Here is a 22456-nt window from a genome sequence, read left to right as displayed (position 1 = left end):
GGATGCCCGCGGTGCGTGTCGCCTCAGTCATGGGGCACCGCCTGGCAGCTCTGCCGCAGGTAGTGTTCGCCGTTGCCGATCATGCGCTTGAGCAGGGCCAGCAGCATGCGGATTTCGTCTTCGGAGAAGCCGTCCAGGTGCAGATTGAGAACGTTGGCGATGATGGGCAGAATCTGCTGGGTGGTGGCGAGCCCGGCGTCTGTGAGCACCACTTTGACCACGCGCCGGTCTTCGGGGATGCGCGCCCGGCGCAGAAAGCCCTTGGCCTCCAGGCGGTCGAGCATGCGCGTGATGGCGCCGGTATCGACGGCCATGGCGCGCGCCAGTTCGGCGGGGGTGTCGATGCCCTTGTACTGGATGAACAGCAGGGGGCGCCACTGATTGGCCGTGAGCCCCAGCGGGATGGTGTGCAGGTCGATCACCCGGTGCAGCAGGGTGTGCAGATGCCTGACGAGCTGGCCGACGTTGCGGTCTGCGTTGAGACAGCTGCTCAGGTCGCTGTAGAAGCAGCAGGACGAGGGGGTGTCGGGACGGGGTGGAACGGATGAGGTGGCTGGGGCTTGCATGATAAAATTTTACGCCATCGGTATCTGACTAGGCAAATACATGGCGGAAATTTCTCGTCGGCTGTTCTGGACGGGCTTTGTGCTGGCCGGGCTGGGGGCCGTGCTGTTCTCGGCCAAGGCCATCGTCGCCAAGTTGCTGTATCTGCACGGGGTCGATGCGCTGGACGTGATCGGCTTTCGCATGTTGCTGGCGTTTCCCTTTTTTGCCGTCATCGCCTGGTTTCAGGCTCGCCGCGCGCGCCAGGGCCTGATCGCGCGCCTGGGCTGGCGCGACAGTCTGCGCATCTGCCTGCTGGGCTTCATTGGTTATTACCTGTCCAGTTTTCTCGACTTTCTCGGCCTGCAATACATCTCGGCGGGGCTCGAACGTCTGATCCTGTTCCTGGCGCCCACCTTCGTGCTGCTGATATCGGCCTGGTTTCTCAAAAAGCCCATTTCCTCGCGCCAGTGGCTGGCCATGGCGCTCGCCTATGGCGGGGTGGCGCTGGTGTTCTGGGATGACCTTTCCGTGGCGGGTGAACACGTCATCCTCGGTTCGGCCTGTGTGCTGGGGGCGGCGTTTTCGTATGCCATGTACCTGATCGGCTCGGGCGAGCTGATCGAACGGGTCACGGCCACCCGCTTGACGGCCTACGCCATGACCGTGTCCACCGTGGTGACCATGGCGCACTTTTTCACCGTCAAGGGCTGGGCGGGCCTGGATCAGGCCTTTCCGGTGTATTGGTTGTCATTCATTCACGCCACACTCAATACCGTGCTGCCCACGTTCATGATCATGTGGTCGGTTGCACGCATTGGCGCGCCGCTCACGGCGCAGCTGGGCCTGCTGGGGCCGGTGTCCATCCTGTTCCTGGCCTGGGCTTTCCTGGGCGAGCCCATCACCACCTTGCAGGTGCTGGGCACGGTTCTGGTCGCCGCCGCCGCGCTGGTGCTGGGACGCCGCTCGGGCGCTGCCAAGAAAGGCCCCGCCGCTCAGGCTTCGGCGTAGAGCCCCGCTGCCTGGGTCTGGGCATAGGGCTCTGTCCGGTCGGACTGGATTTCTGTCCGGACGTCCGTATTCACCGGGCGGGGCGGCGGATCGTTCAGCCCATGCTGCTCTCGATCTCGTCGCGGTGCACGTCGTGCGTGATGAAGCCGGCGCTGTTGTCGGGCACGGCCAGGTAGTGCGGGTGCGCCAGGGTGTTGCGGATGTCCTGCAGGCCGGTGGCCCAGTGTTCACGCATGGTGGCCGGGCCAAACTGGAAGTCGCGGAAATGTTGTTCGTAGGGCTTGTCGCGGTAGATCAGGTGGATGACGTTGCTGCGGGCGCTGCAGGCGATCTCCTCGGCCTGGCGGCAGGCGGCATTGGCCTGTCGGGCCTCGGGGGGCACCTGATTCAGCACTTCGCGCAGCAGGCGCTGCATCTTGCGGTGCGCCCGCATTTCTTCGGTGACGAAGCGGGTGCGGCTGGAATAGCGGATGTCCTGCACGCGGTCGCCGATTTCGCTCATGTTGCGCGGGGCCGGGCCACGGGCTGACCAGAGATCCACCTGAAACACCAGCGTGTCGCGCTCGGGGCGCTGCTGCAGCACCTTGGCCAGCGGCGTGTTCGAGACCAGGCCGCCGTCCCAGTAGTATTCGCCGTCGATTTCGATGGCTGGAAAGGCGGGGGGCAGTGCCCCCGATGCCATGAAGTGTTCGGGCGCGAGGCGGATCTTGCGGTTGTCGAAATACGTGAAGTTGCCCGTGCGCACGTTGACCGCGCCCACGGACACGTGCACCCCGCCGTCGTTGATGCGGTCGAAGTCGCACAGGGCTTCGAGGGTTTCTTTCAATGGACGGGTGTCATAGTGGCCCACGCAGGTGGGGTCGAGCGTGGCTGACAATGTGGCGGGCGGGAAGCGCGGATGGAAGAAGCCTTTCTGACCCAGGAAGAGGGCGCTGCCGGCGTGCATGGCACCGAGAAACTGGCGCGCCATGTCGTTGACCTGAAACAGGCTTTGTTCCAGCAAGGCGTTGGTGCCCGGCCCCACGTAGGGCTGGCAGATCAGATCCCAGAACTGGTGCAGGCGCTCGACGCCCTTGTCGATGGGGTTGCCCGCGATGATGGCGACGTTGAGCGCGCCGATCGAGATGCCGGCCAGCTCGGTGAGGAGGATGCCGGCCTCGTTCAAGCCTTCGTAGACGCCCGCCTGATAGGCGCCCAGGGCGCCGCCGCCTTGCAGCACCAGGGCGCGTACGTCGTAGGCTTCGTGGGCGGCGGGTGCGCGGGGTTCAGTCTTGGGCATGAGAATCGACCTCCAGTGAGTGTAGAAACGCTTCGATCAGCGTACCGCGATAGCGGCTGCGGTGCAGCACCAGGGACAGGCGCCGATCCAGCTTGAGAAAAGGGGTGCGCAGCACGCGCAGGCGGCCGGTGGCGACCGCGTCCAGGGTGGCCGCATAGGGCAGGCAGGCGATGCCCAGGCCGGCGATCACGGCCTGCTTGATTGCTTCGATCTGGCCCAGTTCCAGCAGGATGTGGCCGGGTGGCAGGGCGGTCAGGGCCTGCTCGGTCTGGCTGCGGGTGGCCGAGCCGCGTTCGCGCAAAATCCAGTGTGCGTTGGCGAAGTCGTCGGGCGCCAGGCGCAGGCGCTGCGCCAGCGGGTGCGAGGGGGCGGCGCAGACCACCAGCGCATCGCTGCGCCAGCCGATGGTGTCGAGCTGCGTGTGATGCACCGGGCCCTCGACGCAGGCGATGTCGATGCTGTGATCCAGCAGCCGTTCGGTGATGCTGCGGGTGTTGTCCACCGTGAGATGCAAGGCAACCATGGGGTGTTGGGCCACGATGGGCCCCAACAGTTCCCCGACCAGGTAATTGCCGACGGTATTGCTGGCGCCCACGCGCAGCTCACCGCTCAGGGACTCCGGTGTGCCGCTGTGCGGCTGCTGCATGTCGTGCAGGCGTTCGAGGATTTCGCGGGTGCGGGGCAGCTGCTCGGCCCCGCGCGCGTTCAGGCGCAGGCGGCCTCGTTCGCGGTCGAACAGGGGGCTGCCCAGCTGACGCTCGAGTTCGCTCAGCGCCATGCTGATGGCGGGCTGGCTCAGGTGCAGCTGTTCGGCCGCCTTGCGGGCGCTGCCCGTGGTGGCGATGGCGTGAAAGACTTCCAGTTGGCGGATGCTGAGACCGATCATGGTCGTTTGGTCGTGACGGTAGTGGCTGTGGCTGTGCGGGCTGGCGCGGCGCGTGTGGCATGTGTGGCATGTGTAGCGGCGGGTACGCCGCGCCGATATATCAATTTAATTGATGCATTGTCTCATTATTACTGAATTTATTGATCGGTGGCGACTGCTTAGAATGCGCACAGTGCTGGGGCCTTCTGATATCTGTACGTGCCTCGGCCCTGGTTCTCAGTACGTGCCTCGGCCCTGGTTCTCATTGTCTTGCTGCCCTCGGTCGAATTCACACTAGTCCACGCCCGTCCACGTTCGTTTACTGTTGTCCTGATCCGTCATGCTGCCCATTTCCGCTGTGCCATCACCCTTGCCCGCCACGGGCGCCCTGTCCGCGCAAGACCAGGCGGGCGACCCGCCGCGCATGCCCTCGCGCTGGCAGGGGCTGCTGCTGGCCGCGGGCCTGGGGGTCGTGGCCTGGCAGCTGGGCCGCTGGCTGCCGCTCATCGGCGGCCCGGTGATGGGCATCGTGCTGGGCATGCTCTGGCGCAACGTGCTGGGGGTGTCGCCCGTGTTCGTGCCCGGCATCACGTACAGCAGCCGACAGGTGCTCAAGTGGTCGATCATCGGCCTGGGTTTTGGCCTGAGCCTGGGGCAGGTGCTGCACACCGGGGCCTCGTCCCTGGCGGTCACGCTGGTCACGCTCAGCACGGCCTTTCTCGCCGCCTGGCTGCTGGGGCGCTGGCTGAAGCTGGGCAGCCACCTGCAGACGCTGATCGGGGTGGGCACGGCCATCTGCGGCGGCTCGGCCATTGCGGCGGCGGCCCCCATCATCAAGCCCGACGATCACGACACGGCGCTGGCCATCTCCACCATCTTCCTGTTCAACGTGATTGCCGTGCTGGTGTTTCCGCCCCTGGGCCACTGGCTGGGCCTGAGCGACCACGGTTTCGGCCTGTGGGCCGGCACGGCCATCAATGACACCTCGTCGGTGGTGGCGGCGGGCTACAGCTACAGCACGGCGGCGGGCGACATCGCCACCATCGTCAAGCTCACCCGTGCGACGCTCATCATCCCGGTGTGCATCGGGCTGGCCTTGTGGACGGCCTGGCGCGCGCGCAACGCCGAGACGCGCGTCTCGCTGGCGCAGATTTTCCCGTGGTTCATCCTGTGGTTTCTGCTGGCCTCGGGCGCGCGCTCGCTGGGCCTGATCCCCGCAGCGCTGCTCGAACCCCTGCACCGGGTGTCGCAATTCCTCATCATCATGGCGCTCACCGCCATCGGCCTGTCGTCTAACTTGCGCCACATGGTGCTGGCCGGCGTCCGCCCGCTGCTGCTGGGCCTGGGCGTCTGGGTGGCCGTGGCCGCCAGCAGCCTGCTGGTGCAATCCGTGATGGGGTCGTGGTAAGGCGTCAGGCCCGCGCCGATCGCCTGACGCACTGGGTTGCCCGCACTGGCTGTCGCGAGCCGGTGCGGCCCCGGGGCTGCCGGTGGCTCGCCGCGTTTACAGCATCGAAAACCACGAACCCGAGTTCTTGGTGATCGCCACGCCCACGATGTAGGCGAAGATCAGCACCGCGATGAGGGCCGCCGTCAGGCGCCCGCGCGTGGTGTGGCCGCGCTTGATGGCGATGGTGCCCACGCCGATGTAGGCCACCAGCAAGACGATCTTGGTGAGTATCCAGGGCTGGTTGGGGCCGATCATGGCGGCCAGGATCACCCCGCAGGTGAGCAGCACGGTGTCCACCACGTGCGGCAGGATGCGCACCAGCTTGTGCTGCAGCAGGGCCGAGCCCGTGACCGACCAGTACGCGCGCACCACGAACAGCGTGATGCTCAGGACGACGGCGGTGATGTGCAGGTGCTTGATGGGAAAGTAATAGGCGTACATGGTTGTGCTTCACAGGGCGTGGATGAAGGGCTGCGGGCCGCGCGGGCGCCGGTGGCCGCGGGTTCCCGAGGTTTGGTTCGGGGCTTGCGTTGCGGATCGGGCCAGGCCCGCGGGGGACGGGCCATAGTGTAGACGAGCCGATCCGGCGCGCCCGGCCATTTGCCTGGATTTCTTGATGTCTCGCATGGACGGATGGCCCGGGTTCAAATAGGTTTCAACTGCCAGCCGCCGCCTTCGCCTTGCAGGATCAGTTCGGCGCCGTGGTGGCGGCGCAGGGTGCTGCGGTGCCCCACGCTCACCAGGCGGGTGCCGGGCAGCTGCTCGCGCAGCAGGCGGTACATGGCATCTTCCAGGCCCTCGTCCATGGCCGAGGTGGCTTCGTCGAGAAACGCCGCGTCGGGCCGGGCGATCAGCAGGCGGCCAAAGGCCAGGCGCTGCTGCTCGCCCAGCGACAGGATGCGGCTCCAGTCGTCTTGCGTGTCCAGCTTGTCGTGCAGGTGCCCCAGCTGCACCAGCGTGAGGATGGCCTCGTCCTGCCCGGCGGCCACCTGCTCGACGGGCTGCGGGTAGTGCAGGGCTTCGCGCAGGGTGCCCAGAGGCAGATACGGCTTTTGCGCGAGAAACAGCGAAGACGCCCCGGGGCGGATGATTTCGCCCGAGCCATACGGCCAGATGCCCGCGATCATGCGCAGCAGCGTGGTCTTGCCCGCGCCCGAGGGGCCGCGCACCAGCACGGGCTGCTCGGGGGCTACTTCCAGGGTCAGGTCTTTCAGCAGCGCGTGGCCGTCGGGGCGGCAGACGGTGACGTCGTTGAGCGCCAGCCGGCTGCCTTCCTGGCGCGTGTGTGGCAGCTTCATGGCGCGCGCCTGCGCGACGGTTTCGTCAAAGCCGGTCAGACGGTCGAGCGTGGCGCGGTAGCTGGCGAAGCTGTCATACACATTGCGGAAGAACGACAGATTGGTCTGCAGCTGGCCAAAGGCCTGGGCCGTCTGGATCAGGTCGCCCAGGCTGATCTGCTTGGAAAAAAAACGCGCCGCCTGGATGATGAAGGGGAACACCACCGCCGTCTGGGTGACCACGAAGTTGAAGCCCAGGAATTTCAGCGACCGGTAGATGATGTCCCAGGCGTTGCCGATGACCTCGGCAAACCAGTAGCGCAGCGTGCGTCCCTCGACGCGCTCGCCGCGATAGAAGGCGATGCTCTCGGCGTATTCGCGCACGCGCACCAGGGCGTAACGGTAGTCGGCGTTGAGTTTTTCGTTGAGGAAGTTCAGGCGGATGAGGGGCTTGCCGATCCAGATGGCCAGCAGCGTGGCGAGAAACACGTAGATGAAGACCAGAAACACCATGGCGCGCGGGATTTCATGGCCCAGCACGGTCATGGGGCCCGACAGGTTCCAGAGGATCACGGTAAAGGCGATGGTGGACACCAGCGCATTGATGAGCCCCACGGCGAGCGTCATGGAGTTGTTGGCGAAACTGGTGATGTCCTGCTGGATTCGCTGGTCGGGGTTGTCGGCCAGGTGGCTGAGCGATTGCGAGCGGTAGTACGCCTGCTGATCCATCCAGTTTTGCAGCAGGCGTTCGTTGAGCCATTCGCGCCAGTGCACCACGAAGGCCTGCTGGACGTAGAAGTCGATCAGCGAGCGCACCACGTGCACGGCGGCCAGCAGCGCAAAGAGCAGCATGGCGGCCCAGAAGCCGGGCTCGTTGAGCGCCTGCAGCGCGCTGTACATGGTGTTGTACCAATTGGAGAACAGCACGTCCACGCGCACGGCGGCCAGCGTCAGCAGCAGAATCAGGGCCACGCCCGCGAGCGGCCGCCAGTTGCGCCGGGGCGCAAAGAACGCCGCGCTCAGGCGCCAGAACTGATGGCCCCAGCGCGTGTACTTCTGCAAGGCCCAGATGGCGAAGGCCCCCGCCAGCACCGTCAGCACGTAGGCCTTGGCGATCCATACACCGCTTTCAATCAGGGTTTTCTGCCATTCCATGAGCGTTCGATGTCCTTGTAGAAGGTGATGCGGCCCCCGGGCGGGCGCGTGCGACAGCGGGCCCGCGGCTCGACCACGCGGGCGGACGCGCCGCGCGTGGGGAGTGAAGGATTGTAGGTTGGATGGGCCCGACTGGAAAAGGTTTCGTCCCGCGCCGGGTTTGTCGGCCGTGCCAGGCGTGATCCCGCTTCAGGCCCGGGGGGGCGGGCGTACGCGCCTCCGGCGCGCGGATGGGGCTGCGCCGTCAGTCGTCCAGGTGCTTTTTCAGGCCCAGCCGCTTGGCCAGCTTGTGCAGGTTGCTGGCGTCCAGTCCCAGCGCCTTGGCCGCCTGCGCCCAGTTGTCCTGGGCCGCGGCCAGGGCCTGGCGCACGGCCTGGCGCTGGCAGTCGTCCACGCTCTGGCGCAGCGGGGGAATGTCCTGCAGCGCGGGCGTGGCCGATGCGGCTCCGCCCGCTTCGGTGTCCGTGGCGGCCCCCGAGCTTGCGGTCTCGTCCGCCGGGGCCGCGGGCGGCTGGATGTCGAGGTCGAGCAGGTCGGCTTCGATGGTGAGCACCTGGTCGCGCGAGGCGCCGCGGCTGAGCATCTTCAGCGCGGCGCGGCTGATCACGTGCTCGAGCTCGCGCACGTTGCCGGGCCAGGGATAGCGCTGCAGGGCGCGCTCGGCGCCGTACGACAGCCGCACCCCGCGCAGACCCAGGCGCGCGCGGTTGAATTCGAGAAAGTGCCCCGCCAGGATGAGGATGTCGCGGTCGCGCTCGCGCAAGGGCGGGATGGGGATCGGATACACCGACAGGCGGTGGTACAGGTCGGCGCGAAACAGCCCGGCCTGCGTGTTGGCCTTCAGGTCGCGGTTGGTGGCGGCGATGATGCGCACGTCGGTCTTGATCGTCTGGTCGGTGCCCAGACGCTGGATTTCGCCGTTTTGCAGCACGCGCAGCAGCTTGGCCTGCAGGCTGAGCGGCAGCTCGCCCACTTCGTCGAGAAACAGCGTGCCGCCCTGGGCCGCTTCAAAACGCCCGGGCCGGTCGCTGGTGGCCCCTGAAAACGCGCCTTTCACGTGGCCGAACAGCTCGCTTTCCGCCAGCGATTCGGGCAGGGCGGCGCAGTTGACCTGGATCATGGGCTGCTGGCTGCGCCGCGAGTGACGGTGCAGTCGCCGGGCAAAGAGTTCTTTGCCCACCCCCGTTTCGCCCAGCAGCAGGATGGGCAGGTCGGAATCGGCCACCAGGTCGAGCTCGTGCAGCAGCGACTGGATGGCCTCGCTGTGCCCCAGGATTTCGCTCGCCTCGCCGATGCGCTCGATGCCTTGCTGCGAGCTGCCCAGCTGGCGCAGCTGGCGATTTTCGCGCTCCAGGTCGGTCATGCGCACGGCGGCCTGCAGGATGAGCCCCAGCTGCTGCAGGCGCGCCCGGGCGGCTTCGTCGAAGGTGCCGGTGGTGAGCGCGTCGAGCGTCATGATGCCCCAGGGGCGATCCTGGCGGAACAGGGGCAGGCCCAGGCAGTCGTGCACCGGCAGGGGCGAGCCCTTGCGGTCGTCGAGCAGGCCGTCGTAGGGGTCGGGCAGCATGCTGCCCGGGTCGAACCAGGTCGGCTCGCGCCGCGAGAGGATGGCGGCAAAGCGCGGGTGCTGGCCCACGACGAAGCGCCGTCCCAGTGCCTCGTGCGCCAGGCCGCTGGCCGCCACCAGGTGTAGCGTGTCGTGGCCGTCGAGCATCAGCAGGCCGACGGCATCGCAGGCGAAGGCCTGACGGACGGCCACGGCGGCCCGCTGCAGGCGCACGCCGTCGGGCATGTCGGTGTTCAAGTCGGAGAGCAGTTGCGTTTCCATGCGGGTAATTTATACCTTTACACGGTTTTTTTTACCCTTTTTTCAAAGGTAAAAATCACCCTGTTTGATCTATATCAGTAGTTTCCCTAGTCTGGTCAGTTGGCACGCTTATTGCTTGAGGGACAATGAAGTGAAAACGGGGGCGCCAGTCGGCGCTTGTTCTGAAACGTCGCACAGCTGCAGAAGGAGCGCAGGATGCGTGAGTACAAGAAGTTATGGTGGGCGCTGATCGGCGTCTTAGTGGTGTCATTTGGCATCTTGGGGTGGATGGGCAAAGAGGTCTATCACCAGGCACCCCCGATCCCGAATCAGGTGATCACTGCCAATGGCCAAGTCATCATGACCGGCGAGCAGATTCTGGATGGACAGGTGGCCTGGCAGACGGCTGGCGGCATGACGGTGGGCTCGATTCTGGGCCACGGCGCCTATCAGGCCCCCGACTGGACAGCCGACTGGCTGCACCGCGAACTGACGGCCTGGCTCGATCTGGCCGCGCAAGCGAAGGCGGGCGTCAATTTCAGCCAGCTTGACGAAGACAGCCAGGTCGCGCTCGAGCGCCAGCTGAAAAAAGAGTACCGCAAGAACACCTACGACGCCGCCAGCGGCGTGGTCACGGTGTCCGAGCGCCGCGCCCAGGCGATCGCCCAGACGGCGTCGTACTACGACAAGCTGTTCGGCACCGATGCCTCGGCTCATGAAAGCCGGGTTCATTTCGCCATGAAAGAAGACACCCTGCCCACGTCCGAAGCACGCGCGCGGCTGGCCAACTTCTTCTTTTGGACGGCCTGGGCGGCTGGCACCCAGCGCCCCGACAGCGTCGCCACCTACACCAACAACTGGCCCCACGAGCCGCTCATCGACAACGTGCCGACGCCTGAAAACGTCATCTGGTCGATCATGAGCGTCATCATCCTGATCGCGGGCGTGGGCCTGCTGGTGTGGGCCTGGGCCTTCATGCGCAAGGAAGAAGAAGAACCCGCCGCCCCGGCGCGCGACCCCATCTCGCTGCTGGCGCTCACGCCCTCGCAGCGCGCGCTGGGCAAGTACCTGTTCCTGGTGGTGGCGCTGTTCTGCGCGCAGATCTTCATCGGCGGCTTCACAGCCCACTACACGGTCGAAGGGCAGACCTTCTACGGCATCAACGTCTCCAAGTGGCTGCCGTATTCGCTGGTGCGCACCTGGCACATCCAGGCCGCGCTGTTCTGGATCGCCACGGGCTTCCTGGCCGCGGGCCTGTTCCTCGCGCCGATCCTCAACGGCGGCAAAGACCCCAAGGGCCAGAAGCTGGGCGTGGACGTCCTGTTCTGGGCGCTCATCCTGGTCGTCGTGGGCTCTTTTACCGGCAACTTCGCCGCGCTGGCCCACCTGATGCCCGAAAGCTGGAACTTCTGGCTCGGCCACCAGGGCTATGAATACGTCGAACTGGGCCGTGTGTGGCAGATCGGCAAGTTCCTGGGCATCGTCTTCTGGCTCTTCCTGATGCTGCGCGGTATCGTGCCGGCGCTCAAGCAAAAGGGCGACAAGAACCTGCTGGCCCTGTTCAGCGCCTCGGTCATCTGCATCGGCCTGTTCTACGGCGCCGGCCTGGCCTATGGCGAGCGCACCAACATCACCATCATGGAATACTGGCGCTGGTGGGTGGTGCACCTGTGGGTCGAAGGCTTCTTCGAAGTGTTCGCCACGGCGGCCCTGGCCTTCATCTTCTCCACCATGGGCCTGGTGTCCAAGCGCGGCGCCACCACGGCCAGCCTGGCTTCGGCCATCCTGTTCATGCTGGGCGGCACGCCGGGCACCATGCACCACCTGTACTTCTCGGGTACGACCACCCCCATCATGGCCATCGGCGCCTCGTTCAGCGCGCTCGAAGTGGTGCCGCTGGTGGTGCTGGGCTACGAAGCCTGGGAAAACTGGCGCCTGAAAGCCCGTGCCCCGTGGATGGAAAACCTGCGCTGGCCGCTGAAATTCTTCGTGGCCGTGGCCTTCTGGAACATGTTCGGCGCCGGGGTGTTCGGCTTCATGGTCAACCCGCCGATCTCGCTCTACTACATCCAGGGTCTGAACACCACGGCGGTGCACGCGCACGCCGCGCTCTTCGGGGTCTATGGCTTCCTCGCGCTGGGCTTCTCGCTCTTCGTGCTGCGCTACGTCCGCCCCAACATGCAGTTCAACGACGGCCTGATGAACACCGCCTTCTGGTGCATGAACATCGGCCTGGTGATGATGATTTCGCTCAGCCTGCTGCCCATCGGCCTGATGCAGTTCTACGCCAGCGTCAGCCAGGGCACGTGGTGGGCACGCAGCGAAGCCTTCACGGGTCAGGACATCATCCACACCCTGCGCTGGATGCGCACTTTCGGCGACGTGGTCTTCATCGTCGGCGGCCTGGGCGTCATGTGGCAAGTGGTCACCGCACTGCTCGACCGCAAGGCCGCACCGGTGCTCGACGGCCAGCTGGCCGCACAACGCGGCTAAGCCGCTGCGCAGTACAGCCGGGTCTTCCTGGAAGCCCCGGCCGGCGGGGCCCGAAACGGGCCTCGCAAAAGAAAGCCCGCCTTGACATGAGGCGGGCTTTCTTGCGTTTGAGCCAAAGAGATGGCAGTCGTTGCGTTTCTTGGCTCGCGTTGCACGCGGCGGGGCTGTCAGGCCCTCAAGCTGCCGACGCGCTGGTGCGCGCTGCAACCTGCGTGCTCAAGGCGCCCAGCAGGAAAGTGAGCGCCAGAGTCGGCAGCGCGCTGCCGAATTGCGGCGCCCACTGCGCCAGGGCGTGGTAAAAGGCGATGCCCAGCACCCAGATCAGGGCCGGCGCCGCGTGGATGCCGCGCGCGGCGGCGTCCGGGTGCGCGGCCTGCAGGCCCAGGCGCCCCAGAATCGTGCCGAAGAGCGGCACGAACACCGAACTGAGCGTGAGCAGGAAGGGTTCCAGCGAGTGCATGGGCAGCACCATGGCCAGCGCGATCGACAGCACGGCCAGCACCGTGCCCCAGGCCTTCAGGCCGAGGCGGGGCAACAGGCTGTTGCTGTTGACCGAGCCCGAATACAGGTCGCCGTAGGTGTTGTCCAGCTCGTCGATCAGGATCAGGCCCAGCGCGAGCAGGCCGCCTTGTGCCAGCAGCAGGGCGCTGACCATGTCGGTATCAGGCCCGGTGACGGTGATGACCAGCACGCCCAGGGCGTAGCACCAGATGTTGGCCACGGTGAAACCCACCCAGGTGCCCCAGAAAGCGCCTTGGCGGCTGCGGCCATGGCGCGCGTAGTCGGCCACCAGCGGCAGCCACGACACCGGCATGGCGATAACCAGATCCAGCGCCTGGAAAGTGTTCATGCTGCCGTCGCCCCGGCGCAGCCACCAGTCGTGCAGCGTCTGTGCGTCCAGCCGCAGGCCGAACTGCACGGTGAGCCAGATGAGCGACAGCACCACCAGCGGCAAGCCCACGCGGCTGACGATGCGGCGCACCAGGGTCACCATCGAGCCGCGCAGCAGCAGCAGGACGACGACGCCCCAGAAGAGGGTGGGCAGGATGAGCCCGCTGTCGATGCCGAAGGCCTGGCGCCCGATGGCGCGGGTGCCGTCGCGCATGATGACCAGCTCGAAGGTGGCCCAGCCCACCAGCTGGATGACGTTGAGCAGCACGGGCAGGCGGGCGAAGCGCAGGCCGTAGACCGCGTGGATGAGCCCGGCGCTGGAGGCGCCGCTGGCGCAGCCGATGCGCGCCACCCAGGCGAGCAGGCCCGCACCCAGCACCGAGCCGAAGGTGACGGCCAGCAAGGCGGCCTGCGTGCCCAGCGCGGGCACCAGGTAGGCCCCCACCTGGATGACCAGAAGCCCCACGCCCAGGCTGAACCAGAGCGAGAGGTGGTCGTGCCAGCCGAAGACGCGTTCGGCGTCGGGCAGGAGGGTGTCGGAGGGCAGGGAAGCGTCGGCGGGCGTGGCTGCCCGGACGGTTGAAGAGGACTGTGCTTGCATGGTGCGCCTGTCTGTGTACATGTTGCAGGTGACAGACGCAGACGACGGCCAGCCGCCGCCACGGCGAGCTGCTTTCCTGCGCGAGGATGATCTCAATCAGGTTCGAAGGGACTATCTCAGCCGCGGTTGCGGCACCCCTAGCGAGGCTCAAAAATGGGCGAAAACGGATTGATTGTAGGGGGTCGGCCTGTCGGGGGCAAGCATGTCCCTGTCGCGGTATCCGTTTTGCCGGGCCGATCCGGCTCAGTCGTAATGCACGATCTCGAAGGTGAGCCGGTTCTGCTCGTCGCGGCCCACCGAGTAGCCCAGGCGTTCGCGCACGCTGTTGTCCGGGTGGAAGGTGAGCACGGCGGGCTCGATGTGTTCCAGCTCGGATTCCTGGATGTATTCCGAGGTGGCGATGATGACTTCGTCGCCGCGCTGGCAGGTGCGCGCGGCGGCGCCGTTGAGGATGCAGCAGCGCGAGCCGCGTTCGCCGTAGATGACGTAGGTGCTGATGCGCGCGCCCGAGTTCTTGTTCCAGATGTCCACGAATTCCAGCGGCAGGATGCCGGCGGCTTCGCAGTGATCCGGGTCGAGCGTGATCGAGCCGTGGTAATCCAGATCGGCCCCGGTGACGCGAATGCCATGCAGTTTGGCGCGAACGATTTTTCTCACGTGATGTCCAGTGGTGACGATGAAAATGGCCGCATTTTAGCGCGTTGCGCCGCAGCAATCGGGCTGTGCCCCGGCGCGCGGGGCGGATTCCGTCCGCGGCATATGGGCTGTTTGATTTCCGCGCGTGACAGTTCGGGCATCCGCCTGGCGCCTGCGTGTGCATGCGCCGTGGGGGGCGTGGCGCCCCTGGGCGGGCCACCCGGATCGCGCCCAGCTTGTCGCATCAGGCGGCGATGGCGCGGCTGTGTGCGATGGTGTCCTTGAGCGTTTGCGCAAAGCCGCGTTCGAAATCGGCCCGGCGCGTGGCCGCGATCAACTGATCCAGCGAGGCGATCTTCCCGGCGTCGTAGCGCCGCGGAGAACCCAGGGCGGCTTCCAGGGCGTTGGCCTGGGCCGTCGTTTCTTGTGGGCTGCAGCGCACGAGAATCAGCGCGTGTACCAGGCCGATCTGCTGGTCGGGAGGCTGGCCCGGGATGTGACGCCAGACCTGGGCCGTGCCCACCACCTTGCGCGCGGGCTGCCCCGACGCCAGGTTGTAGCGCCCGTCGCAGAAAGAGCCCTCGACGGCCTGGGCGCGCGTGTCGATGCCCCAGTGCAGCAAGGCGGCGGCGATCAGGCCGCACAGCTGCCGATAGCAGGTTTCGGAATGATCCAGCGGACGCCCCGCGAAGCGCTGCGCCAGGCTGAGGTTGAGGATGCCCGGGCCCTGCGGCACCACGCCCCCGCCCGATTGGCGCACGTGGATGGGCCAGCCCCGCCGGGCGAAATCGGCCTGGGCCTGCGCGAAACCGGAGCGCGCGGCGTAGGTGCGTGGCACGACCAGGCCTTGCGCGGCGTGCCACAGGCAGGCCACGGGCCCGTCGATGGCGTGGCGCAGCAGCGCTTCGTCGGCCAGTGGGCCGGGCGCCTGCCCGGCACCGGGCCCAAGCATATCGGGGCCAAGCGTACCGGATCCAAGCGCGTCAAGTTCGAGCAAGCGATAAGGAGGGGTGGACGAAAGGGATGCGGGCGAAGGGGGGACGAGCGGGCTCATGGTGCGTGCGGTGCCCTGGCTTACGACAGCTGCGTGCGGGCGAAGGTTTCGTCGTCCATGAACAGGTAGCGGATGGCGTCGATCCAGCCGATGACCACCGCCAGCGGCACGAAAATCCAGCTCATGAGCAAAAAGCCCAGCCCCCAGCCGATCTGCCCCAGAAAGAAGCGGTGCGCGCCCAGCCAGCCCAGGAAAATGGCCAGCACGATGGCAATGCGCCGCTGCGACGTGGGCCGCCCGAGCGATTCGCGCTGCGAGCGCAGAATCCACAGGCTGATGGGCACGGTGAGCAGGGCGGCCAGCAGCACCTTGCCCGTGTGGACGTGCAGATAGCGGGCGGCGGCGGCAAAAAGGTCGCTGAAATTTTGGATGAGTACCCCGGTGATGCCGGATATCCAGTGAAACACCTGTCCGAAGGCGACTTCACCCACGCTGAGCGCCAGCAGCAAGATGGCGAAGATGGCAATGATGAGAATCAGTTTTTTGAGCATGGGCGCTTGGGTGGTGTCGGCGGGGCGGGCAGGGCAGGGCGTCATGGGCATGCCGCAGGCAGGCGCCCATGCGCCATTCTATAAGGAATGTGGAACAGCGACTGCAGGACGGCGAACACACGGCGGATGGCCCGGCCAGCTTGCCTGTCCCTCAGTTGATGGCCGTATGTGGCCGGCAGCGGGGGGGCGTGGGCTCTCGGTGGCGGGCCTGGTTTCAGCGCGTGCACGCCTGGCGCACGGCCTGATCCCAGCGCGCCAGGGCTTCGGCGGCCTGGTCGCGTGGCATGGCCGGGTCGAACTGGCGCTCGATGCGCCAGAGCGATTCCAGCTCTTGCAGGTCGGCGTATACCCCCGCCTGCAGGCCGGCCAGAAAGGCCGCGCCCAGCGCCGTCGTTTCGACCATGGTGGGGCGCTGCACCGGAATGCCCAGCAGGTCGGCCTGAAATTGCATCAGCAAATCGTTGACGCAGGCCCCGCCGTCCACGCGCAGCGTGCGCAGCTCGTGCGCCCCGGCGGCCTGAGCGTCGCGGCTCATGGCCTGCAGCAGGGCCGCGCTTTGGTAGGCGATGCTCTCCAGCGCGGCGCGGGCGATGTGCGCCATGGTGCTGCCGCGGGTCAGCCCCGTGATGGTGCCTCGTGCGTCCGGATCCCACCAGGGCGCGCCCAGGCCCGTGAAGGCGGGCACGAACATGACGCCGCCCGAGTCGGGCACGCTGCCCGCCAGTGCCTCGATGTCGCTGCTGCGCACGAAGGCGCGCAGCCCGTCGCGCAGCCACTGGACGACGGCGCCACCCACGAAGACGCTGCCTTCCAGCGCATAGGCGGGCTGCTGGTCGGTCTGCGCGGCGCTGGTGGTGACCAGGCCGTTGGTGGACGTCTGGAACTGATTGCCCGTGTGCATCAGCATGAAGCAGCCCGTGCCGTAGGTGTTTTTCACCATGCCGGGCCGAAAGCATGCCTGGCCGAACAAGGCGCTTTGCTGGTCGCCCGCCACCCCGCAGATCGGCACGGCGCGGCCCAGCAGTTCGGGGCTGGTGGCGCCGAAGTCGGCCGACGAGGGCAGGATGGTAGGCATCATCCGCGCCGGGATGTCCAGCTGGTCAAGCAGTTCGGCGTCCCAGGCGTTGCGGTGTACGTCCATGAGCATGGTGCGCGCCGCGTTGCTGACGTCGGTGAGGTGCCGCTGCCCGCCCGTCAGCTGCCAGATGAGCCAGCTGTCGATGGTGCCGAAAAGCAGTTCGCCCGCCTGCGCGCGGGCACGTGCGCCGGGCACGTGATCCAGTATCCATTGCAGCTTGGTGGCCGAGAAATACGCGTCGATGCGCAGGCCCGTGCGCTGCAGGATGGTGGCCTCCAGGCCGCGCTCGCGCAGCTGTGCGCAGCTGGGCTCGGCCCGGCGATCCTGCCACACGATGGCCGGGTAGATGGGCTCGCCGCTGCGTCGATCCCAGACCACCGTGGTCTCGCGCTGGTTGGTGATGCCGATGGCGCTGATGTCTTGCGCGCCGATGCCCGCGCGGTTCAAGGCCTCGTGCAGGGTGTCGCGCTGCGTGTGCCAGATTTCCATCGGGTCGTGCTCGACCCAGCCGGGCTGCGGATAGTGCTGCGTGAATTCGCGCTGGGCGAGCCCGACGATGCGGCCAAAGCGGTCGAACACGATGCTGCGGGTGCTGGAAGTGCCCTGGTCGAGGGCCAGAAGATACGTCATGGGAGACCTCAGGAAACGACGACACAATCGACGTCGGCCGCCTGCAGCAGGCCGGGGTAGGGCTCGGGCGGCGGCGCGTCGGTGAACAGGCGGTGAATTTGGCCAAGCTCGCCCACGCGCACCATGGCGGGACGCCCGAACTTGCTCGTGTCGGCGGCCATCCAGATTTCGCGGGCCGACTGCATGATGGCCTGCGACACCTTCACCTCACGGTAATCGTAATCGCGCAGCGTGCCGTCTTCCTCGATGCCCGAGATGCCCATGAGCGCGATGTCCACGCGAAACTGGCGGATGAGCTCGACCGTGGCTTCGCCGACGATGGCGAGGTCGCGCGGGCGCACGTTGCCCCCGGCGAGAATGACCTCGCAGCCCGGCTGGCGCCCCAGCATGCAGGCCACGTTGATGTTGTTGGTGATGATGCGCAGGCCCGTGTGCCCGCCAAGCGCGCGCGCGATGGCTTCGGTGGTCGTGCCGATGTTGATCATCAGCGAACAGTCGTTGGGTATCTGGCGGGCGATGGCCTGGGCGATGCGCTGCTTGGCCTGCGCGTGCAGCTGCGCCCGCTGCCGGTAGGCGATGTTCTCGATGGTGGAAGCAGGCAGGCGCGCCCCGCCATGAAAGCGCACGAGCAGGTTGGCCTCGGCCAGGCGCTGCACGTCGCGGCGCACGGTCTGCACGGTCACTTGCAGGTGCTCGGCCAGCTCATCCAGGCTGCAGGAACCCTGGGTCTGGATGAGCGTCAGCAGGCGGATCTGGCGGGGATTCGGGCTCATGGATACGAGACGTGTGAGTAATAGGAGAACTGTACAACGAAAGAAAAGGAACCAATCTTAGGGTTTTCATGGAAAGCAAACGAGCTTAAAACGAACAATAATATTCAAAAATGATCAGCTTTCGGAGAAGCATACGATGCGGCTTGAGCTGCTTGGGGTTCAACAGAAGGTGGGGGCGGAAACCTGGCTCTACCCGCTCGACCTGGCCTTGCACGAATCCACCGTCACTGTCCTGCTGGGCGCCACCCGGGCGGGCAAGACCAGCCTGATGCGCGTCATGGCCGGGCTGGACGCGCCCTGCGCGGGCCGCGTGCTGGTCGATGGGCAAGACGTCACCGGCGTGCCAGTGCGCCAGCGCAACATCGCCATGGTGTACCAGCAGTTCATCAACTATCCGTCCATGACCGTGGCGCAAAATATCGCCTCGCCGCTCAAGCTGCGCGGCCAGCGCGACACCAAAGACAGGGTGCTGGCCATTGCCCGCACCCTGCACATCGAAGAATTTCTCGACCGCCTGCCCGCCGAGCTTTCCGGCGGGCAGCAGCAGCGTGTGGCACTGGCCCGCGCGCTGGCCAAGGATGCGCCGCTGATGCTGCTGGACGAACCCCTGGTCAACCTCGATTACAAGCTGCGTGAAGAACTGCGCGAAGAACTGGGGCTGATGTTCGCCGCGGGGCGCTCCACCGTGGTGTATGCCACCACCGAACCCAGCGAGGCCCTGCTGCTGGGGGGCTACACCGCCGTTCTCGATGCCGGCGAACTGCTGCAGTATGGCCCCACCATCGAAGTTTTCCAGCGCCCGAAATCGGTGCGGGTGGCGCGCGCTTTCAGCGATCCCCCCATGAACTTCCTGGCCGGGCAGGCGCAGGGCGGCACGCTGCGGGTGCGTCAGGCCGAAGGCCTGTCCCTGGCGCTGGCAGCCCCCTTGCCCGCGGGCGAGGCCACCATCGGGCTGCGCGCGACCGATCTTTCCCTGCACGATCGCGGGGGCGATTGCCAGCTGGCGGGGCGCGTGCAGCTGGCCGAAATTTCCGGCTCGTTCACCTACGTGCACGTGCAGACCTCGGTGGGCAACCTGGTGGCCCAGGTGCCCGGCGTCAGCCACCATCGCCTGCAAGACCCCGTCACCCTGCATTTTTCCAGTCGGCAGGCGTTTGTTTTCGGCGCCGACGAGGCCCTGCTGCATGCCCCGGAGGCCCGCCATGGCGCGCATTGATCTTGATCTCGCCCACAGCTACCGCAAGACTGCGCGTTCGGATGCCGACTACGCCTTGCTGCCCCTGAAGATCACCTTTGAAGACGGCGGGGCCTACGCCTTGCTGGGGCCCTCGGGCTGCGGCAAGACCACCATGCTCAACATCATCTCCGGCTTGGTCACCGCCTCGCAGGGCACGGTGTGCTTCGATGGCGTCGATCGCACGCAAGCCAGCCCGCAGCAACGCAACATCGCCCAGGTGTTCCAGTTTCCGGTCATCTACGACACCATGACCGTGGGCGAGAACCTGGCCTTTCCCCTGCGCAACCGCAAGGTGCCCGCCGCGCAGATTCGCGAGCGGGTGGGGCGCATTGCCGAAATGCTCGAACTGTCCGCCGTGCTCGACCAGCGGGCGGCCAACCTGGCGGCGGATGCCAAGCAGAAAATCTCGTTGGGGCGCGGGCTGGTGCGCCCGGACGTGTCCGCCGTGCTGTTCGACGAACCGCTCACCGTTATCGACCCGCACCTCAAGTGGGAACTGCGCCGCAAGCTCAAGCAGATTCACCACGAACTCGGGCTCACCCTCATCTACGTCACGCACGACCAGGTCGAGGCCATGACCTTTGCCGACCAGGTGCTGGTCATGTCGCGCGGGCGGGTGGTGCAGCAGGGCACGCCGGCCCAGTTGTTCGAGCGCCCGCAGCATACGTTCGTCGCTCATTTCATCGGCTCGCCGGGCATGAACCTGCTGCCCGTCGAATGCCGCGCGGATCAATCCCTGTGGCTGGGCGCCACGCAACTGGCCGCGCAAGCCGCCGCGTCTTTGCCCGTGGGGCCGCTGACGCTGGGCATCCGCCCCGAATACCTGCGCCTGCTGGCGCAGCCCCAGGCGGGCAGCGTGCCCGCCACGATCGTGCGCGTGCAGCCGCTGGGCACCACGCAGCTGGTCAGCCTGCAGGCGGCGGGCCACGAAATCAAGGCGCACGTGGCTTCCGATCAGGTGCTGCCCGCGCCGGGCAGCGAGGTGCACGCCGCCGTGTTCGAGACGCATACCTGCCTGTACCACAACGAGGAGCTTCTGGCATGAGCGCACCTGTCAAACCCGTCAACCAGAAGGCCTGGTGGCTGATCCTGCCGGTCATCCTCTGTGTGTCGTTCTCGGCCATCATCCCGCTCATGACGGTGGTCAATTATTCGGTGCAAGACATTCTCGGCCCCAATCAGGCGGTCTTCGTCGGCACCGAATGGTTTGCCAGCACCATGCGCGATCAAGACTTGCACGACGCCCTGTGGCGCCAGCTGTTGTTTTCGGGCGCGGTGCTGGCCATTGAAATCCCCCTGGGGGTGGCCCTGGCGCTGTCCATGCCGGCCAAGGGCTGGCGCGCGTCGGCGGTGCTCGTCATCGTCTCGCTGTCGCTGCTCATTCCCTGGAACGTGGTGGGCACCATCTGGCAGATTTTCGGGCGCACCGACATCGGCCTGCTGGGCTGGACGCTCACCCAGCTGGGCATCGACTACAGCTATGTGGGCAACCCGGTGCAGGCCTGGCTCACGGTGCTGCTCATGGACGTCTGGCACTGGACGCCGCTGGTGGCCCTGCTGGCCTATGCCGGCTTGCAGGCCATCCCCGAAGCCTATTACCAGGCGGCCAGCATCGACGGGGCCAGCAAGTGGGCGGTCTTTCGCTACATCCAGCTGCCCAAGCTGCGCGGCGTGCTGATGATCGCCGTGCTGCTGCGCTTCATGGACAGTTTCATGATCTACACCGAGCCCTTCGTCCTGACGGGTGGCGGGCCGGGCAGTTCCACCACCTTTCTCAGCCAGTACCTCACGCAAAAGGCCGTGGGCCAGTTCGACATGGGGCCGGCGGCAGCGTTCTCGCTCATCTATTTCCTCATCATCCTCATGTTCTGCTTCATTCTCTATAACTGGATGCTGCGGGTCGGCACCAGCGATACCGAGGTGCCCCATGACTAAGTCCACCTGGTTGCCGCGCAAGCGCACGGTGTTTCTGTGGCTGTATCTGTTTTTTGCGCTCGTGCCCATCTACTGGATGGTGGTGATGAGCTTCAAGACCAACCAGGGGATTCTGTCCGAGTTTTCCATCTTTCCGCGCGAGTTCACGCTCAACAACTACCGCCTCATCCTCACTGATCCGTCCTGGTACATGGGCTACGTCAACAGCCTCATCTACGTGTGCCTCAATATGGTGATGGCCATCGGCGTGGCCCTGCCCGCGGCCTACGCCTTCTCGCGCTATTCGTTTCTGGGTGACAAGCACGTCTTTTTCTGGCTGCTCACCAACCGCATGACGCCGCCCGCCGTGTTTCTGCTGCCGTTCTTTCAGCTGTATTCCACCCTGGGCCTGATGGACACGCACTGGGCCGTGGCGCTGGCGCACCTGCTGTTCAACGTGCCGCTGGCGGTGTGGATTCTCGAAGGCTTCATGAGCGGCATTCCGCGCGAGATCGACGAAACCGCCTACATCGACGGCTACAGCTTTCCGCGCTTCTTTCTCACGATCTTCCTGCCGCTCATCAAGTCCGGCGTGGGGGTGGCGGCGTTCTTCTGCTTCATGTTCAGCTGGGTCGAGCTGCTGCTCGCGCGCACGCTCACCAGCGTCAATGCCAAGCCCATCGTGGCCATCATGACGCGCACGGTCTCGGCCTCGGGCATGGACTGGGCCACGCTGGCCGCTGCGGGCACGCTTACGATCGTGCCGGGGGCCATCGTCATCTGGTTTGTGCGCCACTACATCGCGAAGGGCTTCGCGATGGGCCGGGTCTAAGGAGAACAGCATGCTCGATTGGATGGTCTGGACGCTGCCGACCGCGGTGTTCTTCATTTGTGTGGCGCTGCTGCTGGCCGGCATGACCGTGTGGCAGCTGAAGTCGCCCACGGTGCCGCGCAAGGGTTTTTTGCCGATGGCGACCACCCGCGGAGACCGGCTGTTCATCGGCCTGCTGGTGGCGGCCTACATCAATCTGGGGTTTCTTGGCCTGGGTGAACAGTTCGTCGACTGGTTCGGCCTGCAGGACGAGCCCTCGGTCTGGATCAGTTTCGTCCTGTCGATGGGGGTGCTGGTCTTCATCATGCGCAAGGGCTGAAGGTATCCGTCTCACATCGGGACGGCGCCGCAGGGTGCCGTGTCCGCGACACGAATCAGGTGTCTTGCCATTCCCCAGGGCAGCACCCGACAGAAGCAACGGGGATTTCCAAACCACGAG

Annotated in this window: 20 protein-coding genes and 1 riboswitch; of the genes, 8 read left to right on the top strand and 12 right to left on the bottom strand. The window is 66.2% G+C overall.

The window, feature by feature from the left end; all coding sequences use genetic code 11:
• Nucleotides 1-23 precede the first annotated feature (23 nt).
• On the bottom strand, nucleotides 24-566 hold the full coding sequence (locus CCA01S_RS03940) for a MarR family winged helix-turn-helix transcriptional regulator (RefSeq protein ID WP_066454390.1): 543 nt from the start codon (nucleotides 564-566) through the stop codon (nucleotides 24-26).
• 40 nt (nucleotides 567-606) lie between these two features.
• Between CCA01S_RS03940 and CCA01S_RS03935 the strand changes: the two genes are divergently transcribed.
• A complete protein-coding gene (locus CCA01S_RS03935; RefSeq protein WP_066454388.1) occupies nucleotides 607-1554 on the top strand; it encodes a DMT family transporter in 948 nt (315 codons plus the stop codon).
• 94 nt (nucleotides 1555-1648) lie between these two features.
• Here the strand turns inward: CCA01S_RS03935 and CCA01S_RS15600 are convergent, their stop codons facing one another.
• Both CCA01S_RS15600 and CCA01S_RS15595 read right to left on the bottom strand, forming a co-directional pair.
• Nucleotides 1649-2833, bottom strand: coding sequence for a DUF3734 domain-containing protein (locus CCA01S_RS15600; protein WP_066454385.1), 1185 nt, complete (start codon nucleotides 2831-2833; stop codon nucleotides 1649-1651).
• Nucleotides 2820-3719 (bottom strand): LysR substrate-binding domain-containing protein, encoded by a 900-nt coding sequence (locus tag CCA01S_RS15595; RefSeq protein ID WP_066454378.1) that lies wholly within the window; start codon nucleotides 3717-3719, stop codon nucleotides 2820-2822. The genes CCA01S_RS15600 and CCA01S_RS15595 overlap by 14 nt, the downstream gene beginning before the upstream one ends.
• Before the next feature lie 319 nt (nucleotides 3720-4038).
• On the opposite strand from CCA01S_RS15595, the gene CCA01S_RS03920 reads away from it, so the two are divergent.
• Entirely contained in the window at nucleotides 4039-5106 is a 1068-nt protein-coding gene (locus CCA01S_RS03920) for a YeiH family protein (RefSeq protein WP_084386452.1), read from the top strand.
• A 96-nt stretch (nucleotides 5107-5202) separates the two neighbouring features.
• On the opposite strand, the gene CCA01S_RS03915 is transcribed toward CCA01S_RS03920, so the two are convergent.
• The 3 genes from CCA01S_RS03915 to norR all read right to left on the bottom strand — a co-directional run bounded on the left by CCA01S_RS03915 (nucleotide 5203) and on the right by norR (nucleotide 9408).
• Entirely contained in the window at nucleotides 5203-5589 is a 387-nt protein-coding gene (locus CCA01S_RS03915) for a SirB2 family protein (protein ID WP_066454377.1), read from the bottom strand.
• 203 nt (nucleotides 5590-5792) lie between these two features.
• On the bottom strand, nucleotides 5793-7580 hold the full coding sequence (locus CCA01S_RS03910; protein ID WP_066454375.1) for an ABC transporter ATP-binding protein/permease: 1788 nt from the start codon (nucleotides 7578-7580) through the stop codon (nucleotides 5793-5795).
• Between the two features lie 244 nt (nucleotides 7581-7824).
• On the bottom strand, nucleotides 7825-9408 hold the full coding sequence (gene norR / locus CCA01S_RS03905; protein ID WP_066454373.1) for a nitric oxide reductase transcriptional regulator NorR: 1584 nt from the start codon (nucleotides 9406-9408) through the stop codon (nucleotides 7825-7827).
• A 195-nt stretch (nucleotides 9409-9603) separates the two neighbouring features.
• Between norR and CCA01S_RS03900 the strand changes: the two genes are divergently transcribed.
• The gene (locus tag CCA01S_RS03900) at nucleotides 9604-11880 is read left to right on the top strand and encodes a nitric-oxide reductase large subunit (RefSeq protein ID WP_066454372.1); all 2277 of its coding nucleotides are present in this window, start codon (nucleotides 9604-9606) and stop codon (nucleotides 11878-11880) included.
• Between the two features lie 175 nt (nucleotides 11881-12055).
• Here the strand turns inward: CCA01S_RS03900 and CCA01S_RS03895 are convergent, their stop codons facing one another.
• The 6 genes from CCA01S_RS03895 to CCA01S_RS03870 all read right to left on the bottom strand — a co-directional run bounded on the left by CCA01S_RS03895 (nucleotide 12056) and on the right by CCA01S_RS03870 (nucleotide 18034).
• Nucleotides 12056-13372 (bottom strand): purine-cytosine permease family protein, encoded by a 1317-nt coding sequence (locus tag CCA01S_RS03895; RefSeq protein WP_084386450.1) that lies wholly within the window; start codon nucleotides 13370-13372, stop codon nucleotides 12056-12058.
• 56 nt (nucleotides 13373-13428) lie between these two features.
• Nucleotides 13429-13521: riboswitch (TPP riboswitch) on the bottom strand.
• Nucleotides 13522-13615: 94 nt separating this feature from the next.
• Complete coding sequence (panD, locus tag CCA01S_RS03890; protein ID WP_066454369.1) at nucleotides 13616-14029, bottom strand: aspartate 1-decarboxylase; 414 nt, start codon at nucleotides 14027-14029, stop codon at nucleotides 13616-13618.
• A 223-nt stretch (nucleotides 14030-14252) separates the two neighbouring features.
• Entirely contained in the window at nucleotides 14253-14960 is a 708-nt protein-coding gene (locus CCA01S_RS03885; RefSeq protein ID WP_066454367.1) for a lipoyl protein ligase domain-containing protein, read from the bottom strand.
• Nucleotides 14961-15082: 122 nt separating this feature from the next.
• Entirely contained in the window at nucleotides 15083-15598 is a 516-nt protein-coding gene (locus CCA01S_RS03880; protein WP_232304965.1) for a TM2 domain-containing protein, read from the bottom strand.
• Nucleotides 15599-15767: 169 nt separating this feature from the next.
• Nucleotides 15768-17261: a glycerol kinase GlpK gene (gene glpK / locus CCA01S_RS03875; RefSeq protein ID WP_066454364.1), complete on the bottom strand. Its 1494-nt coding sequence runs from the start codon at nucleotides 17259-17261 to the stop codon at nucleotides 15768-15770.
• A gap of 8 nt (nucleotides 17262-17269) precedes the next feature.
• The gene (locus CCA01S_RS03870) at nucleotides 17270-18034 is read right to left on the bottom strand and encodes a DeoR/GlpR family DNA-binding transcription regulator (RefSeq protein ID WP_066454361.1); all 765 of its coding nucleotides are present in this window, start codon (nucleotides 18032-18034) and stop codon (nucleotides 17270-17272) included.
• A 136-nt stretch (nucleotides 18035-18170) separates the two neighbouring features.
• Between CCA01S_RS03870 and CCA01S_RS03865 the strand changes: the two genes are divergently transcribed.
• The 5 genes from CCA01S_RS03865 to CCA01S_RS03845 are packed head-to-tail and all read left to right on the top strand — an operon-like array spanning nucleotide 18171 to nucleotide 22336.
• Nucleotides 18171-19250 (top strand): ABC transporter ATP-binding protein, encoded by a 1080-nt coding sequence (locus tag CCA01S_RS03865; protein ID WP_066454359.1) that lies wholly within the window; start codon nucleotides 18171-18173, stop codon nucleotides 19248-19250.
• Entirely contained in the window at nucleotides 19237-20316 is a 1080-nt protein-coding gene (locus tag CCA01S_RS03860; RefSeq protein WP_066454356.1) for an ABC transporter ATP-binding protein, read from the top strand. The genes CCA01S_RS03865 and CCA01S_RS03860 overlap by 14 nt, the downstream gene beginning before the upstream one ends.
• Nucleotides 20313-21206, top strand: a complete 894-nt coding sequence (locus CCA01S_RS03855) for a carbohydrate ABC transporter permease (RefSeq protein ID WP_066454355.1) — start codon at nucleotides 20313-20315, stop codon at nucleotides 21204-21206. The genes CCA01S_RS03860 and CCA01S_RS03855 overlap by 4 nt, the downstream gene beginning before the upstream one ends.
• Complete coding sequence (locus CCA01S_RS03850) at nucleotides 21199-22017, top strand: carbohydrate ABC transporter permease (protein WP_066454351.1); 819 nt, start codon at nucleotides 21199-21201, stop codon at nucleotides 22015-22017. The genes CCA01S_RS03855 and CCA01S_RS03850 overlap by 8 nt, the downstream gene beginning before the upstream one ends.
• Before the next feature lie 10 nt (nucleotides 22018-22027).
• Nucleotides 22028-22336 (top strand): DUF2160 domain-containing protein, encoded by a 309-nt coding sequence (locus CCA01S_RS03845; protein WP_066454343.1) that lies wholly within the window; start codon nucleotides 22028-22030, stop codon nucleotides 22334-22336.
• Nucleotides 22337-22456: the final 120 nt, after the last annotated feature.

Source organism: Castellaniella caeni NBRC 101664, from assembly GCF_001592225.1.
In the GTDB taxonomy this organism is placed as follows: Bacteria; Pseudomonadota; Gammaproteobacteria; order Burkholderiales; family Burkholderiaceae_B; genus Castellaniella; species Castellaniella caeni.
Note: the sequence above shows the minus strand (reverse complement) of the source record. Positions and strands in the feature narration are given on the sequence as shown.

Coding starts and splice junctions, on each gene's coding strand:
- CCA01S_RS03940 (WP_066454390.1), bottom strand. CDS start 566: ATGCAAGCCCCAGCCACCTCATCCGTTCCACCCCGTCCCGACACCCCC.
- CCA01S_RS03935 (WP_066454388.1), top strand. CDS start 607: ATGGCGGAAATTTCTCGTCGGCTGTTCTGGACGGGCTTTGTGCTGGCC.
- CCA01S_RS15600 (WP_066454385.1), bottom strand. CDS start 2,833: ATGCCCAAGACTGAACCCCGCGCACCCGCCGCCCACGAAGCCTACGAC.
- CCA01S_RS15595 (WP_066454378.1), bottom strand. CDS start 3,719: ATGATCGGTCTCAGCATCCGCCAACTGGAAGTCTTTCACGCCATCGCC.
- CCA01S_RS03920 (WP_084386452.1), top strand. CDS start 4,039: ATGCTGCCCATTTCCGCTGTGCCATCACCCTTGCCCGCCACGGGCGCC.
- CCA01S_RS03915 (WP_066454377.1), bottom strand. CDS start 5,589: ATGTACGCCTATTACTTTCCCATCAAGCACCTGCACATCACCGCCGTC.
- CCA01S_RS03910 (WP_066454375.1), bottom strand. CDS start 7,580: ATGGAATGGCAGAAAACCCTGATTGAAAGCGGTGTATGGATCGCCAAG.
- norR (WP_066454373.1), bottom strand. CDS start 9,408: ATGGAAACGCAACTGCTCTCCGACTTGAACACCGACATGCCCGACGGC.
- CCA01S_RS03900 (WP_066454372.1), top strand. CDS start 9,604: ATGCGTGAGTACAAGAAGTTATGGTGGGCGCTGATCGGCGTCTTAGTG.
- CCA01S_RS03895 (WP_084386450.1), bottom strand. CDS start 13,372: ATGCAAGCACAGTCCTCTTCAACCGTCCGGGCAGCCACGCCCGCCGAC.
- CCA01S_RS03885 (WP_066454367.1), bottom strand. CDS start 14,960: ATGCTTGGGCCCGGTGCCGGGCAGGCGCCCGGCCCACTGGCCGACGAA.
- CCA01S_RS03880 (WP_232304965.1), bottom strand. CDS start 15,598: ATGACGCCCTGCCCTGCCCGCCCCGCCGACACCACCCAAGCGCCCATG.
- glpK (WP_066454364.1), bottom strand. CDS start 17,261: ATGACGTATCTTCTGGCCCTCGACCAGGGCACTTCCAGCACCCGCAGC.
- CCA01S_RS03870 (WP_066454361.1), bottom strand. CDS start 18,034: ATGAGCCCGAATCCCCGCCAGATCCGCCTGCTGACGCTCATCCAGACC.
- CCA01S_RS03865 (WP_066454359.1), top strand. CDS start 18,171: ATGCGGCTTGAGCTGCTTGGGGTTCAACAGAAGGTGGGGGCGGAAACC.
- CCA01S_RS03860 (WP_066454356.1), top strand. CDS start 19,237: ATGGCGCGCATTGATCTTGATCTCGCCCACAGCTACCGCAAGACTGCG.
- CCA01S_RS03855 (WP_066454355.1), top strand. CDS start 20,313: ATGAGCGCACCTGTCAAACCCGTCAACCAGAAGGCCTGGTGGCTGATC.
- CCA01S_RS03850 (WP_066454351.1), top strand. CDS start 21,199: ATGACTAAGTCCACCTGGTTGCCGCGCAAGCGCACGGTGTTTCTGTGG.
- CCA01S_RS03845 (WP_066454343.1), top strand. CDS start 22,028: ATGCTCGATTGGATGGTCTGGACGCTGCCGACCGCGGTGTTCTTCATT.